This is a genomic window from Pseudomonas sp. B21-012, assembly GCF_024749305.1.
Taxonomy (GTDB): Bacteria; Pseudomonadota; Gammaproteobacteria; order Pseudomonadales; family Pseudomonadaceae; genus Aquipseudomonas.
The window spans coordinates 1,185,110-1,198,887 of the sequence record NZ_CP087197.1; the positions used below are offsets into that span (position 1 = coordinate 1,185,110).

The following is a 13,778-nucleotide window of genomic DNA, read 5'->3' on the forward strand; positions in this document are numbered from 1 at the left end:
GGGGTGTACAAGCTCGCCTTCTTCGTCCCGCCAAGCCACGTGGAGGTGGTCAAGGCCGCTGTGTTCGCCGCCGGTGGCGGGCGCATCGGCAACTACGACTGCTGCGCCTGGCAGGTGTTGGGCCAGGGCCAGTTCCGTCCGCTGGACGGCAGCCAGCCGTTCCTCGGGCAGGCGGGCGTGGTCGAGCAGGTCGAAGAATGGCGGGTTGAGCTGGTGGTGGCCGACGAGCTGATAGGCTCGGTGGTCGCTGCCCTCAAGCTCAGCCACCCTTATGAAACCCCGGCTTATGAGGTCTGGCAGCTAGCGGACTTCTGAGGGTTCCGGACTTATCGCGGGTCAAGCCCGCTCCCACAGAGGAAGTAGTGATCCTGTGGGAGCGGGCTTGACCCGCGATGCTTTTCAGCCCTGCAACGCCTGGCTCAAGGCAGCAGCACGCTTGCCCAGCAACAAATGCCAGGTCCCGTCCGCCAGCGGACTCACCCCCTGGCACCCCAGCGCCAACAGGCGCTCGCGCGTCACTTTGCGCGCATCCTTGAGCTCGATCCGCACCCGGGTCAGGGCCACGCAATCGACCTTCAACAAGTTGTCCTTGCCACCCAATGCACTGAGCCAGTCTGCAGCGGCCATGCTTTCGCTCGCCTCGGCTTTCACTTGCGGCTGCTCGACGACATTCGCCAGGGCATGGGGCAGCTGGTTGCGAATCTCGTCGGCAATGGTGTCGGCCAGCGGCCCGACCACCACCTGCAGGCTGCCGCCGGAACCCGGACGTACCACGGCCATGGCCCCGAGGGTTTTCAGCATGCCATCGTGGGCCAGGCCGCGGTCATTGAGCAACAGGCGCAGGCGCGTGGTGCAGGCGTCTACCGAAAGCAGGTTGGCGGCACCGCCGAGAGCATCGATGTAGCGCTTGCCGCGTGGTGCGCTAGCGTCCTGGACTGGAGCTTCTTCGCTGGGCTGGTCTTCGCGGCCCGGGGTTTTCAGGTTGAAGCGGCGGATACAGAAGTCGAAAACGAAGTAGTACACCAGCGCATACAAAAGCCCGACCGGGAACACCATCCAGCCATTGGTCGAGCGGCCCCAGCCCAGGGCCATGTCGATGGCGCCACCGGAGAAGGTAAAGCCCAGGCGGATGTTGAGCAGGTCGCACAGGGCCATGGCCAGTCCGGTGAGCACGGCATGGATCAGGAACAGCAACGGCGCGAGGAACATGAAGGCGAACTCGATCGGCTCGGTAACGCCGGTCAGCGCCGAGGTCAGGGCCATCGACAGGAGGATGCCGCCAATCAGTTTGCGCCGCCCCGGCAGGGCATGGCGGTACATGGCCAGGCAGGCGGCGGGCAGGCCGAAGATCATCATCGGGAACATCCCGGCGAGGAATTGGCCGGCTCGGGGATCGCCGGCGAAATAGCGGCTGATGTCGCCGGTTACCGTCAGGCCATTGGCACCTTCGAAACTGCCAAAGACGAACCACACCAGATTGTTGAGGATATGGTGCAGGCCGGTGACGATCAGCAGGCGGTTGAACACGCCGAAGAAGAACGCGCCGATGCTGCCGCTGTCGAGCAGCAGTTGGCCGAGGCTGTTGATGCCGTTCTGCAGGGGTGGCCAGATCAGGCCGAACAGCAAGCCCAGGCCCACCGCCGATAAACCGGTGGCAATCGGCACGAAACGCCGGCCACCGAAGAAGGCCAGGTACTCGGGTAGCTTGATGTCCTTGAAACGGTTGTACAGCGCACCGCCGAGCAGGCCGCACAGAATCCCGGCGAGCATGCCCATGTCGATGTGCGGGTCGATGACCTTGAGGGTCGAGACCAGCACCAGGTAACCAATGGCCCCGGCCAGGCCCGCGGTGCCGTTGTTGTCGCGGGCAAAGCCGACGGCAATACCGATGGCGAAGATCAGCGCCAGGTTGGCGAAAATCGCGTTGCCGGCATCGTGGATCAGGGCGATGTCCAACAGGTCGGTGTCGCCCAGGCGCAGCAGCAGGCCGGCAATCGGCAGGATGGCGATGGGCAGCATGAGGGCGCGGCCGAGCCGTTGCAGGCCCTGGATGAAGTGCTGGTACATGGTGCGCTCCGGTTATTGTTCTGTGCTGAGTGGGGAGTGGCGGTGGTGTAGCGGGCGTGCGGCGAAATCGCGGCAGGCCTGGCGCACCGCGCGGGCGCTGGACAGGCCCAGCAGCTGCTGGCTGAAGGTGCGGCATTCACTGCTGTCGAGCTGGCGCACGCGCTCCTTGATCTCGCCGACCTGCGGGGCGCTGACCGACAGCTCGCGGACCCCGAGGCCGACCAGCACCGCGGTGGCCAGCGGCTCCGAGGCCAGCGCGCCGCACACCCCGACCCAGCGGCCATGGCGGGCGGCGCCCTGGCAGGTCAGGTCGATCAGGCGCAGCAGCGCCGGGTGCAGGGCGTCGACGCGGGCGGCCAGACCCGCGTGGTCACGGTCCATGGCCAGGGTGTACTGGGACAGGTCGTTGGTACCGATCGAGAAAAAATCGGCGTGTTCGGCCAGGCGCTCGGCGAGCAGGGCGGCGGCCGGAACTTCGATCATCACCCCAAGTTCGGCGCGCTGGTTGATGCCCAGTTCGCTGGCCAGGTGGTCCAGGCGCTGGCGGATATCCAGCAGCTCATCGACCTCGCTGACCATCGGCAGCATGATCCGGCAGCGGCGCTGCGGGCTGACCTGCAGCAGGGCACGCAATTGCAGGTCGAGCAGCTCGGGGCGCACTTGGCCCAGGCGAATGCCGCGCAGGCCGAGTACCGGGTTGGCCTCGTGGGGCAGGGGCAGGTAGTCCAGTTGCTTGTCGCCGCCGACATCGATGGTACGGATGATTACCGGACGATCGCCCATGGCGTCGACTACCGCCTGGTAGGCGCTGAGTTGCTCTTGTTCATCCGGGGCGGTGTGGCGGTCGACGAAGAGGAATTCGGTGCGCAACAGGCCGACGCCGTCGGCACCCAGAGTCAGGGCCTGGGCAGCTTCGGCCGCCGAGGCGACATTGGCGGCAACTTCGATCAGGCGCCCGTCACGGGTCTGGGCGCTGCCCTGGGCGGCGGCTTGTTGCTGTTGGCGGCGTTGCTGCTGTTGCTGGCGAAGCTGCGCGACTTCGGCCAGGCGTTCGGCGTCTGGCGCGGTTTCCAGCCGGGCCTGCTCGCTGTCCACCACCAGCACCTGGCCGGCCTGCAGGTTCAACAGCTCCGGGCCCAGGGCAACCAGGCACGGCAGGCCGCGGGCGCGGGCGAGGATGGCAACGTGCGAAGTGGCGCCCCCGGCGACCATGCACAGCCCGGCCACCGCGTGCTTGTCGAGCAGCAGCAGGTCCGAGGGCGTCAGTTCATGGGCGGCGACAATCGCCGAGGGTGGCAACTCGAGTTCGCGGCTTTCGCCGAGCAGGGCGCGTAATACCCGTTGCTGCAAATCCTGCAGGTCGTTGGCGCGCTCGGCCAGCAGCGGCTTGTCGAGGGCTTTGAGGATCGCGCACTGGGCGTCGATGGCCTGGCTCCAGGCGTGGCTGGCGGCAATGCCCTGGTCGATGCGCTGACGTGCAGCGTCGATCAGTGACGGATCGTCGAGCAGTGCCAGGTGCGCTTCGAAAATGGCTGCAGCATCACCTTGTTGCAGCTGTTTCAAGTCGCCTTCAATGGCGGCTTTGACGCTGACCAGTGCGGCGTCCAGGGCCTGGTGCTGCGCAGCGGGCGTATGGCCGCCGGGGTCTGGCGGCAGGCGTATCCCGTCCAGACGCGCCAGCGGGCCGCAGGCCAGGCCCGGCGATGCGCAGACACCGTTGAGGATGCCGGGCTGCAGATTGGCGACGGGTGTGGCCTGAGCACTGATGGCAGGGGCGGCATGCTGTTCGCCGACGCTCGCGGTGGTGACTGCTGCCAATAGTGCCTGCAGCGCTTGCGCACTGTCGGCACCGCTGCAAACAATTTCAACTTCATCCTGCTCGCCGACACCCAGGCCCATGATCGCCACCAGGCTGTTGAGCGCGGCGACCTGGCCGTTGAAGTGCAGCTCGGCGCGGCTGCCAAAGCCCTGGGCAGTCTGGCGCAGCAGCGCCGCAGGGCGCGCGTGCAAGCCGCCGTGATGAGCGACTCTGGCGCTGCCGCGCACGGTTTCGCCGCTGCTGGCTGCATTGCCTGCAGCGGTTTTGGCATTGGGGATGACATCCAGCAGCGGCGCACCCAATGCCACCGAGCGAGTGGTGCGCGGCAGCAAGCGGTAGTCGCTGCTGTTGCTGAGGATCATCACCGTGATCAGGCTGGTGCAGTGTTGCGCCACCAGGTCGAGGTCAAAGCGGATCAGCGGCTGGCCACGTTCGACCCGTTCGCCGTTGGCCACCAGTGCTTCGAAGCCGCGGCCCTGCAGCTGCACGGTATCCAGGCCGATGTGCATGAGGACCTCGGCGCCGTTGTCGGCGCGCAGGGTCAGGGCGTGCAGGGTTTTCGCCAGGTGGATGACGGTGCCGGCGCAAGGCGCCTGCAGGCAGTCGTTGAGCGGGTCGATGGCGATGCCGTTGCCCAGGGTGCCGCCAGCGAACACCGGGTCGGGCACCTGGTCGAGCGGCAATAGCGGGCCTTCGAGGGGGGCATGGAGGGTGATGTTCTTGTTGTTGGGCATGCGCAAGGTCCTCGGTGCCTCAGTGAGTTCGGGTCACTTTGCTCAAGTGACGGGGCTGATCCGGGTCCATGCCACGCGCCTCGGCCAGGCCTGCGGCCATGACATAGAAGCTCATGATCGCCAGCAGCGGATCGAGGCCCGGGTGGGCGGCGCAGCTTAAGGTCAGGTTGCGCTGGGGGATGTCCGCCGGCGCCGCCAGCAGCACCTTGGCGCCGCGCTGGCGCATGTCTTCGGCCAGTTGCAACAGGCCGGCCTGTTCCACGCCACGAGGCGCCAATACCAGCAACGGGTAATGGGCATCGATCAGCGCCATCGGGCCGTGACGCACCTCGGCGCTGCTGAAGGCTTCGGCCTGGATCGCCGAGGTTTCCTTGAACTTGAGCGCCGCTTCCTGGGCGATGGCAAAGCCGGCGCCACGGCCGATGACCATCAGCCGCTGGCAGTCGCGCAGTTGCTCGATGGCCAGGCTCCAGTCCTGCTCGGCGGCTTCACGCAGTTGTCCGGGTAGAGCCAGGCCGGCGTCGAGCAAAGCCGGGTCCTGCTGCCAATGGGCGACCAGGCGGGCGCTGGCGCTGAGGGTGGCGATAAAGCTCTTGGTCGCGGCAACGCTCAGCTCGGGGCCGGCGCACAGCGGCAGGTGATACTGGCAGGCCTGCTCCAGCGGTGAGTCTTCGGCATTGACCAGCGCCAGGGTGGTGGCGCCGCGTTCGCGCAGGGTGCGCAGGCTGTCGACCAGGTCCGGGCTCTGGCCCGACTGGGAGAAGCCCAGGGCCACCTGGCCGCGCACCTGCAGGGGTGAGTTCTGCAGGGTCACCACCGACATCGGCAGCGAGGCCACCGGCAGGCCCAACTGCTGCATGGTCAGGTAGGCAAAGTAGCTGGCGGCGTGGTCCGAGCTGCCGCGGGCGACCGTCAGGGCAACCTGCGGCGCGAGGCTGCGCAGTTGTTCGGCGACGCTGGCAATACGCGCGTCGCAGCGCTGCAACTGGGTCTGCACAACGTTGGCCGCGGCCAGGGCCTCGGCAAGCATCTTAGAGCTCAAGGTGTTCTCCTTCGACCATTACGCCGATCAGGTTGAGGTTGCGATCCAGGCTCACGGCGTCGGCCCAGCTACCGGGCTGCAGGCGCCCGCGTTCTTGCAGGCCGAGGTAGTCGGCGGGGAACTGCGACAGGCGCTGGGAGGCTTCGGCCAGGGGCAGGCCGATCTTCACCAGGTTGCGCAGGGCCTGGTCCATGGTCAGGGTGCTGCCGGCCAGGGTGCCGTCGGCCAGGCGCACGCCGCCCAGGCATTTGGTCACGGTGTGGCTGCCAAGCTTGTACTCGCCATCGGGCATGCCCGCGGCGGCAGTGGAGTCGGTCACACAGTACAGGCAAGGAATCGAGCGCAGGGCCACGCGGATGGCGCCGGGGTGCACGTGCAGCAGGTCGGGAATCAGCTCGGCAAAGCGCGCATGGGCCAGGGCCGCGCCGACGATGCCCGGCTCGCGGTGGTGCAGCGGGCTCATGGCGTTGTACAGGTGGGTAAAGCTGGTGGCGCCGGCTTCCAGGGCTGCCACGCCTTCTTCGTAGCTGCCCAGGGTGTGGCCGATCTGCAGGCGCACGCCGCGCTCGCTCAAGGTGCGGATCAACGGCAGGTGGCCGGCGACTTCCGGGGCGATGGTGATCACCTTGATCGGTGCCAGGGCCAGGTAGGCGTCGACCTCTTCGAGCAGCCCCAGGTGGGCGAAGTTCGGCTGCGCGCCGAGCTTGCCGGGGTTGATGTACGGGCCTTCCAGATGCACACCGAGCACCCGGGCGCCGCCGTTGCACGGTTGGCGAACGTACTCGCCGAGGGCGCCGAGCACCTGGGTCAGTTCTTCCTTCGGCGCGGTCATGGTGGTGGCCAGCAACGAGGTGGTGCCGAAGCGCACGTGGGTACGGGCAATGGTGGCGAACGCCTGGGCGCCTTCCATGATGTCGCTGCCACCGCCGCCGTGTACATGCAGGTCGATGAAACCGGGCAGCAGGTAGGGCAGATCGTTGCCCTGCGGGTCGCAGGGCTGGCCGTCGATGGCGGCGACGCGGCCGTCACGCAGCAACAGGCGTCCGCGTACCCAGCCCGTCGGGGTGAGTATGTTGTGTTCGCTCATGGGGGCTCCGCTAGCGTCGCAGCTCGGCGACAAAGTCGTAGTAGTCGTCGCGACAGTAGGTGTCGGTCAGTTCGATGGGGGTGTTGTCGTCGAGGTAGCCGACCCGGGTCATCAGCAGCATGGCGGTGCCGGGTTCGATGCCGACCCGCGCCGCCAGCTCGGCGCTGGCATTGATCGCGCGAATATGTTGCAGGGCGCGCACCACCGGCTTGCCGATCTGGTCGAGGTACTGGTACAGCGAATCGCCGATAGCCTCGGGGTTGCCCAGCAAGCGCGCGGGCAGGGTGCTGTACTCGACGGCCATGACGATGTCATCGGCCTTGCGCAGGCGCTTGAGGTGCACCACCTGTTCGTTGGGCGACAGGCCCAGGCGCACCAGCTCATCGGCAGACGGCGCATCGACGCTGCGCTCCAGCCACTGCGAACTGGGTGTGAAGCCCTTCAAACGGAGCATTTCGCTGAAGCTCGACAGCCGCGAGAGTGGTTGTTCCAAGCGCGGGGTAATGAAGGTACCGGAGCCCTGAATGCGACGGATCAGGCCTTGTTCAAGCAGTACTTCCAGGGCCTTGCGTGCAGTCACCCGGGAGATATCCAGGGCTTCGCTGAGGCTGCGCTCCGACGGCAATGCCTGTTCGGCTTTCCATTGCCCGGCGTGGATGGCCTGTTCCAGGTTGCGCGCCAACTGAAGGTACAAGGGAGTGGCCAGGGTGTCGTCGGGGCGCAGGGCGGTCAACGGAGGCATGGCGGTAGCTTCAGGTGGCGAGTGGTATTAAAAATTTAATACCACTTGAATACCACGTCAATACCACTTGTCAGCCTGTTTCATTTTGCGTCGTCATCATTCGACTCAACCTCAGACTGCTGGCCAGCCAGGGCTTGTCGTGCCGCCTGTTCGATAAAATCGAATACGCGGGCGGGAACCGTGTATTGAAACTGCTTACGCCTGTGCCTGGACATGACACCGCCATTGGTCAGGCACATCATGACCAGATTCGAAAGCTCGCTGCCGCGCACGTCAAATTGCTCGTCGACGGCTTTGTAAACGCTATCGAAACAGGCCAGGAAGGTCGTTTCTTCGCGCAGTTCCACTTCAAGCGCATGCTTGGCCATTTCCAGGGTGAAGGCCACGCAAGGCGTCGCATCCCAGTAACGGTAGACGGCCGCATCACCACGGAAGTGGAAGTTCAACTGCCCGAAGTCAATCCACTGGACATCCCAAAAATCCCTCACGGGTCGGGAGAAGCTCTGCAGTGCTTGCAGGTATCCTCGCTCGTTCCGTTTCATGGCAACCGACACGGGAAGCAACAGGCCGTTGTCCAGCGCGCCGGCCCGGCACAATGTCTGATGGATCAGGAAGCGAGAAAGCCGACCGTTACCATCCATGAAGGGATGGAGCAGGACAAAGCCGAAGGAGATGATCCCGGCTGCCACCAGTGGATCGGTGCGGGCTGCATCTTCATTGGCAAAGTGCATCAATGATTCCATCAGCTCCCGGCAGAGCTCCGCTGGGGGAGGAACGTAGGTCACACCCGCAGCGCCTTGCAGGGCACCGGCAAGATGGTTCTGTTCATGTCTGAAGGCGCCAGCCATGTCATACGGGTTGCTGATCGTGGCGTTCTGCAAGGCGACCAGATAGTCCTCGGTTAGCGGCTGGCGTTCGTGGGCCTGGCGCAGCAACTGTATGAACTTGCGCGATTTGTCTTCACTAGGCGCTTCCCGTTCGATGGCGAAAGAGTCCTTGGTTTCGTGCAAGTACGCCCAGTTGATGGCGCGGTCCATCATGATGGGCGGCAGCGACTGCATGAACGCCCTGGCGCGTGCTGGAATGTCATAGTCGAGCAGGGCTTTGATGTGCGGCGTACGTTCGACTGTGGCGCAGTAAGCCAGTGAACCGAGGCCATTGAACTCGACCCGCCACCTGGAGCTTCGCTCCCCAGGCTTGGTGATGTAGTGTTCAGGATCGAAAAGGTCCACGAAAGGGCCACGGACCGGAGCTTGCTGCTTCAGCAACTCGCCAGAGAACGCCTCGCGTAAATAGCAGGCCTTACGGATGTATATCCCGTTGGGTGTTGAGCGCAGGGCATCTTCGAATGCTTCGGCGGGGATCTTCGGCAACGCCTGGGCCAATAGCGCAAGGTTGATCCCTTCGTGCTTCAGGGCAAACAGCGCATGACCCAGCAAGTCGTTGGCCGCAGGCGCAATGGCGGCGGGTACGGCCAAGGTGGTACCGATTTGCTGGATACGCGTAACCGGCTGAACGACAGCCGGTAGCTGCAGCGGTACTACCGTCAGTTGAAGCTGCTGATGAAGATGGGCGTAGCCAACCGCTTGCATGCCGGAAATCCTGTTTTTCGGTTTCAAAGGCCAGGATTTTCTTCACTGGCCCATGAAAATCTTCAGATTTCTCGAGTATGCCGATTTTTTCTTTAGTTGCCAGGCTCATTTGAGGCCTGAAGGCTGACTGGCATTGTGCGCTGTTCTTTGCGCTCGACCGCCGCACAGGCCAGCAAACCGACCTCAAACAATATCCACATCGGCACCGCCAGCAGGGTTTGCGAGAACACATCCGGCGGAGTCAGGAGCATGCCGACGACGAAGCAGCCGACGATCACGTAAGGGCGACTTTTGCGCAGGGTACCGACGTCGGTGAGCCCGGCCCAGACGATGATGAAGGTCGCCACCGGGATTTCGAACGCCAGGCCAAAGGCCAGGAACAGGGCAAGAATGAAGTCCAGGTACAGGCCGATGTCGGTCATCATCGCCACGCCATCCGGGGTGACGCTGGCAAAGAAGCCGAACATCATCGGAAAGACCACGAAGAAGGCGAAGGCCATGCCCGAGTAGAACAGCACGATGCTCGATACCAGCAGCGGCAGGGCGATGCGCCGTTCCTGGCGGTACATCGCCGGGGCAATGAAGCTCCAGGCCTGGTGCAGCAGCACCGGCATGGCGACGAACAGCGCCGCCATCAGGGTCAGTTTGAACGGCGCGAGGAACGGCGAGGTGACGCTGGTGGCGATCATGCTCGCGCCTTCGGGCAGGTAGCGGCGCAGCGGTTCCGAGACCTGGGTGTAGAGGGTCTGGGCAAACGGCAACAGGCCGAGGAATACCACGGCGATGGCCAGCAGACAACGCACCAGGCGCCTGCGCAGTTCGCGCAGGTGAGCGGTGAGCGGCATGGCGCAGTCTTGGCTTGCTGTGTTCATCAGGGGTTTCCACTGGTTGGGCTGTGGTCCGGCTGCAGGCTGACGCCGCGGCGCAGGTCCTGTTCAAGGCGCTGCGGCAGGGCATCGAGTTCCTGGCTCAGGGCCTGGGTGTCCAGTTCGCGCTCGACCTGGGCCTTGATCGAGGCCATGGCGCGCTTGGCCTGGCCCAGGCCGCGGCCCAGGGTGCGCGCCGCCGCCGGCAGGCGCTCGGGGCCGAGCACCAGCAGGGCGACGATGGCCACCAGCAGCAGTTCGGTAAAACCGACTTCGAACATCAGCGCTGGTGTTCCGCTTGCTGCACGCTGTCGACCGGCAGCGGCGCCTGGGGTTTGACCGGGCTTACGGCTTCGTCCGTGGCCGGGCCGTTGCCCATGGATTTGCGAAAGCCCTGGATCGCATCGCCGACATCCGCACCCAGGCCCTTGAGGCGCTTGGTGCCGAACAGCATGAACACGATCACCAAGACGATAAGCAACTGCCAGATCCCGATACCACCCATGAAAAACGCTCCAAGCTCATGAAAAAGAAGGCCTTATCCTGCCTGCGCTTTGTGACGCAAAAGTGACGTGCAGCTGTATTTGCCATGTGCCTGCAACATCCGTTGTGTTGACTGACGGCTCATTGGCTAGGGATGTGCAGTTCATGGGTGCGAAGCGGCAACAAGGAGCGGCGCTGTTGATGGTGCTGGTGGTGCTGGCAATGCTCGCAGGCGGCCTGACCTGGCTGGTGCAGGACGGCCGCCAGCAGATCGACAGCGTGCGCCTGGTGCAGCAACGGGTGCAGGCCAGGGCCATGGAAACCGCCGGCCTGGCGTTTGCCGAGCAGGCCCTGAAAGACCCGGCCTGGCGCGCCAGCCCGCTGTTCTGGCAGGCGCTGCGCGGGCAGCCGCTGTCTTATGCCTTTGCCGGCGGCTCGGCGGCCTTGCGCATCCGCGACTTGCACAGCTGTTTCAACGTCAACGCGCTGATTGGCGAGGAGAGCGAACGGGCCGCACGGCAATTGCGCTACCTGCTGGGCGATGACATGGCCGCGCAACGCTTGACCGATGCCCTGGCCGACTGGATCGACAGCGACGGCCAGGCCCGGCTCAGCGGCGCCGACAGCGACCAGTACCTGCGCCAGTCACCTGCGCGCCTGGCGGCCAACCAGATGATGGTCGACATGAGTGAGCTGAACCTGCTGCTTGAGCCCGATGCCAGCCGCCAGCAACGCTATCCACAGTTGTGCGCGCTGCCGCAGACCAGCGGCTGGCGGCTGAACGCCAATGCCTTGAGCCTGGAGCAGTTGCCATTGCTTGAAGCGCTGTACGAAGGGGAGGTGTCGCGTTCGTTGCTGACCCGGATCATCACCGGCCGGCCTGCTGGCGGTTATCACGATGCGGGTGCGTTGCGCCAGGCACTGGGGGCGATGGACGACGCAACATTCGCGCGGTTGAGCGAAGGCTTGCTGCTCAACAGCGGTGACTTTGCCTTGCAGCTGGAATTCGAACAGGACGGGCAGAAGATGCGCAGCGAGTTTCAGCTGCGCGCACGCGGGATCGTGCAGTGGCACGCGCTGGTGCCGGCCCAGCAGGTGCAGGTGATCAGCCGCTCGCCGCAACCCTGGTAAGGGCTGCGCCGAGCGTTGCTTGGGTTACATGCCGATTTCACCGCCATTGGCACGCTGGATCACCACGGTCGAGGCCCGTGGCCGCACCTTGGTGCCGGCCGGGGTAACGGCAGTGGCGACGTCGGTAGACGGCCAGTTGTCCGGGTGCTGGATGTTGACGAAGATCGACTTGTTGTCGGGGGTGAAGGCAATGCCGGTGACTTCGCAGCCGTTGGGGCCGACGAAGAAACGGCGCAGGTCGACCTGGTTCTTGGCGTTGACCGGCACCTGCTTGCCCGCAGCGTCGACCAGGTCGGTGGGGATCACCGCCAGCATCTGGTCGTTGGTGTAGTCGGTCAGGGTTTTTTCACCGTTGTCGGTCTGGAACCAGAGGATGCCGCGGCTATCGAAGCTCATGCCGTCGGGGCTGGCGAACTGGTTGAGTTCGGTCAGGCCCGAGCGGTTGATGTCGGCAGTGCCGGCGGCGTTGGCGCCAAACACGAAAATATCCCAGCTGAAGCTCAACTGATCGTCGCTGTCGTGCCAGCGGATGATATGGCCGTGGCGGTTCGGCCCGCGCGGGTTGGCGGCATCGACCTTGGCCGCGGTGCGTGCGCTGTTGTTGGTCAGGGTCAGGTACACGTCGCCATTGAGCGGGTTGACCGTGGTCCATTCCGGGCGGTCCATCGGCGTCGCGCCGAGGGCGTCGGCAGCGCCGCGGGTGTTGAGGATGATCCCCGGCAGGTCGCCGTAGATCGAGCCCAGGGTCTTGCCGCTGCTGGTCGGGGTGTTGACGTCGAGCAGCAGCCACACGCCCGAGCCGTCGGCGTTGAAGCGGGCGACGTACAGCTTGCCCTGGTCCATGTACTTGTTGCCGGTGGCCAGGCGGTCGGCCGGGTTGGCATCGGCCGCTTCCCACAGCGCGCTGGAGACGAATTTGTACAGGTACTCGTTGTTGGAGTCGTCGCCCATGTACCAGACCAGCGGCTTGCCCACCACCGGCAGCCCCGGGCAGCAGCCCTCGTGGCGGAAGCGCCCGAGCGCGGTGCGTTTTACCGCAAGGGTATTGGCCGTGTACGGGTCGATCTCGACGATGTAGCCGTAGGTGCTGGCTTCGTTACGGAAGTCCTCGGTGGCGCTGGCGCCGCTCGGGGTGACGTTGAAGCGGCTGAATTCACCGTCCACTTCGCTTGGGTCACCGGCGACGCTTTCCCACTTGTAGTTACCGGCCTTGGTGCCGACGCCAATGCGCTTCTGGTCGGCCGGCAGGGTGGCGCTGGTGTTGACGAAAATCCCCGGCCAGTTCTCTTCGCAGGTCAGGTAGGTGCCCCACGGGGTGTAGCCGTTGCCGCAGTTGTTGTTGGTGCCGCGGGCCTGGGTGCCGTTTTTCGAGAAGCGCGTCTTCACGTGCTCGCTGCCGCGCAGGGGGCCGGCGATGTTCATCACCGTGGCGGTGGTGAAGCGGCGGTTGAGCGGGTCGTTGTCGACCACCTGCCAGCGGCCGCTGACTTTCTTCAGGCGGATCACCCCGGCGCCATGGGCGTTGATTTCCTTGCGCACTTCCTCGACCGGGCGCTTGCCGCTGCTGTCGCTGGTCGGGCCATTGGGGTGCAGGGCGTCGGCGTCGATGTATTCGTGGTTGATCGCCAGCAAGCCGTCTTCGGAGCTGCCGTTGATGGGGAAGAAGTGCATGCCGTCATGGTGCATGCCCACCGAGTTGGCCTGGTCGGCGGCGGTGTTGCTACCGTCGGCTTTCCACGGGTTGGCGCTGCTGTTCAGCGGCGTGCCCCAGGGCGCCAGGACGTAAGCAGTGTAGCCGGCGGCGACCACGCAGGCGTCGGTGCGCGAGCCTGGGATTGAAGTGAAGCCGAGCTTCAGTTTCGGCGGGGTTGGCGGCTCGACTACGGGTTCATCGTCATCCGAGTCGCTGCTGTCGAAGCAGCCCGTCAGGCCAGTCCCGGCAATCATCGCGATCGCGGCGCCCAGGCCACCGCGTACCACGCTGCGGCGGCTCAGGTAAGACTCCAGAACGCTGTCCATGGGCAGGTTGCCACTTTGGTTGCGGTTCAGGTTGTCGCCGGTGTCTCGACTCATCAGTTCAGTTCCTTTTGTTCAATGATGCGGCGTGAAAGAAACCGGGACTTTAGTGAGCAAGTGTGATGATTGATTGGCAGTTTTGTTAAAAGGCGTTGAAGGAAATAAATCGTTACCACCTGATTTGCCTGAGGTTTTGCCC

Annotated in this window: 12 protein-coding genes; 2 read left to right on the forward strand and 10 right to left on the reverse strand. The window is 64.8% G+C overall.

The features are described from left to right. The first annotated feature begins 3 nt into the window (after window positions 1-3). Complete coding sequence (locus LOY37_RS05360) at window positions 4-315, forward strand: YqfO family protein (protein WP_093386966.1); 312 nt, start codon at window positions 4-6, stop codon at window positions 313-315. A gap of 84 nt (window positions 316-399) precedes the next feature. Here the strand turns inward: LOY37_RS05360 and nagE are convergent, their stop codons facing one another. The 9 genes from nagE to tatA form a co-directional block, all read right to left on the reverse strand. After that, window positions 400-2,067, reverse strand: a complete 1,668-nt coding sequence (gene nagE, locus LOY37_RS05365; RefSeq protein WP_258716421.1) for an N-acetylglucosamine-specific PTS transporter subunit IIBC — start codon at window positions 2,065-2,067, stop codon at window positions 400-402. Between the two features lie 12 nt (window positions 2,068-2,079). Next, window positions 2,080-4,620, reverse strand: a complete 2,541-nt coding sequence (gene ptsP / locus LOY37_RS05370; protein ID WP_258716422.1) for a phosphoenolpyruvate--protein phosphotransferase — start codon at window positions 4,618-4,620, stop codon at window positions 2,080-2,082. Window positions 4,621-4,639: 19 nt separating this feature from the next. After that, window positions 4,640-5,662, reverse strand: coding sequence for an SIS domain-containing protein (locus LOY37_RS05375; protein ID WP_258716423.1), 1,023 nt, complete (start codon window positions 5,660-5,662; stop codon window positions 4,640-4,642). After that, window positions 5,652-6,749 (reverse strand): N-acetylglucosamine-6-phosphate deacetylase, encoded by a 1,098-nt coding sequence (nagA, locus tag LOY37_RS05380; protein WP_093386948.1) that lies wholly within the window; start codon window positions 6,747-6,749, stop codon window positions 5,652-5,654. Before nagA ends, LOY37_RS05375 begins: the two co-directional genes overlap by 11 nt. Before the next feature lie 10 nt (window positions 6,750-6,759). Beyond that, window positions 6,760-7,491, reverse strand: coding sequence for a GntR family transcriptional regulator (locus LOY37_RS05385; RefSeq protein WP_258716424.1), 732 nt, complete (start codon window positions 7,489-7,491; stop codon window positions 6,760-6,762). A gap of 80 nt (window positions 7,492-7,571) precedes the next feature. Next, window positions 7,572-9,083 (reverse strand): Fic family protein, encoded by a 1,512-nt coding sequence (locus tag LOY37_RS05390; RefSeq protein WP_258716425.1) that lies wholly within the window; start codon window positions 9,081-9,083, stop codon window positions 7,572-7,574. 92 nt (window positions 9,084-9,175) lie between these two features. Continuing rightward, window positions 9,176-9,955, reverse strand: a complete 780-nt coding sequence (gene tatC, locus LOY37_RS05395) for a twin-arginine translocase subunit TatC (protein WP_258716426.1) — start codon at window positions 9,953-9,955, stop codon at window positions 9,176-9,178. Further along, window positions 9,955-10,230, reverse strand: coding sequence for a Sec-independent protein translocase protein TatB (gene tatB, locus LOY37_RS05400; protein ID WP_258716427.1), 276 nt, complete (start codon window positions 10,228-10,230; stop codon window positions 9,955-9,957). The genes tatC and tatB overlap by 1 nt, the downstream gene beginning before the upstream one ends. Next, window positions 10,230-10,454: a twin-arginine translocase TatA/TatE family subunit gene (gene tatA / locus LOY37_RS27385; protein WP_195885776.1), complete on the reverse strand. Its 225-nt coding sequence runs from the start codon at window positions 10,452-10,454 to the stop codon at window positions 10,230-10,232. Before tatA ends, tatB begins: the two co-directional genes overlap by 1 nt. A 143-nt stretch (window positions 10,455-10,597) precedes the next feature. On the opposite strand from tatA, the gene gspK reads away from it, so the two are divergent. Next, window positions 10,598-11,563, forward strand: a complete 966-nt coding sequence (gspK, locus tag LOY37_RS05410; protein WP_258716428.1) for a type II secretion system minor pseudopilin GspK — start codon at window positions 10,598-10,600, stop codon at window positions 11,561-11,563. A 24-nt stretch (window positions 11,564-11,587) separates the two neighbouring features. Here gspK and LOY37_RS05415 read toward each other — a convergent pair whose 3' ends face one another. Continuing rightward, the gene (locus LOY37_RS05415) at window positions 11,588-13,636 is read right to left on the reverse strand and encodes a PhoX family phosphatase (protein WP_258716429.1); all 2,049 of its coding nucleotides are present in this window, start codon (window positions 13,634-13,636) and stop codon (window positions 11,588-11,590) included. Window positions 13,637-13,778: the final 142 nt, after the last annotated feature.

Bases quoted from the DNA above. Each gene is read 5' to 3' on its own strand.
- nagE (WP_258716421.1), bottom strand. From the start codon at position 2,067: ATGTACCAGCACTTCATCCAGGGCCTGCAACGGCTCGGCCGCGCCCTC.
- ptsP (WP_258716422.1), bottom strand. From the start codon at position 4,620: ATGCCCAACAACAAGAACATCACCCTCCATGCCCCCCTCGAAGGCCCG.
- nagA (WP_093386948.1), bottom strand. From the start codon at position 6,749: ATGAGCGAACACAACATACTCACCCCGACGGGCTGGGTACGCGGACGC.
- LOY37_RS05385 (WP_258716424.1), bottom strand. From the start codon at position 7,491: ATGCCTCCGTTGACCGCCCTGCGCCCCGACGACACCCTGGCCACTCCC.
- LOY37_RS05390 (WP_258716425.1), bottom strand. From the start codon at position 9,083: ATGCAAGCGGTTGGCTACGCCCATCTTCATCAGCAGCTTCAACTGACG.
- tatC (WP_258716426.1), bottom strand. From the start codon at position 9,955: ATGAACACAGCAAGCCAAGACTGCGCCATGCCGCTCACCGCTCACCTG.
- tatB (WP_258716427.1), bottom strand. From the start codon at position 10,230: ATGTTCGAAGTCGGTTTTACCGAACTGCTGCTGGTGGCCATCGTCGCC.
- tatA (WP_195885776.1), bottom strand. From the start codon at position 10,454: ATGGGTGGTATCGGGATCTGGCAGTTGCTTATCGTCTTGGTGATCGTG.
- gspK (WP_258716428.1), top strand. From the start codon at position 10,598: ATGGGTGCGAAGCGGCAACAAGGAGCGGCGCTGTTGATGGTGCTGGTG.
- LOY37_RS05415 (WP_258716429.1), bottom strand. From the start codon at position 13,636: ATGAGTCGAGACACCGGCGACAACCTGAACCGCAACCAAAGTGGCAAC.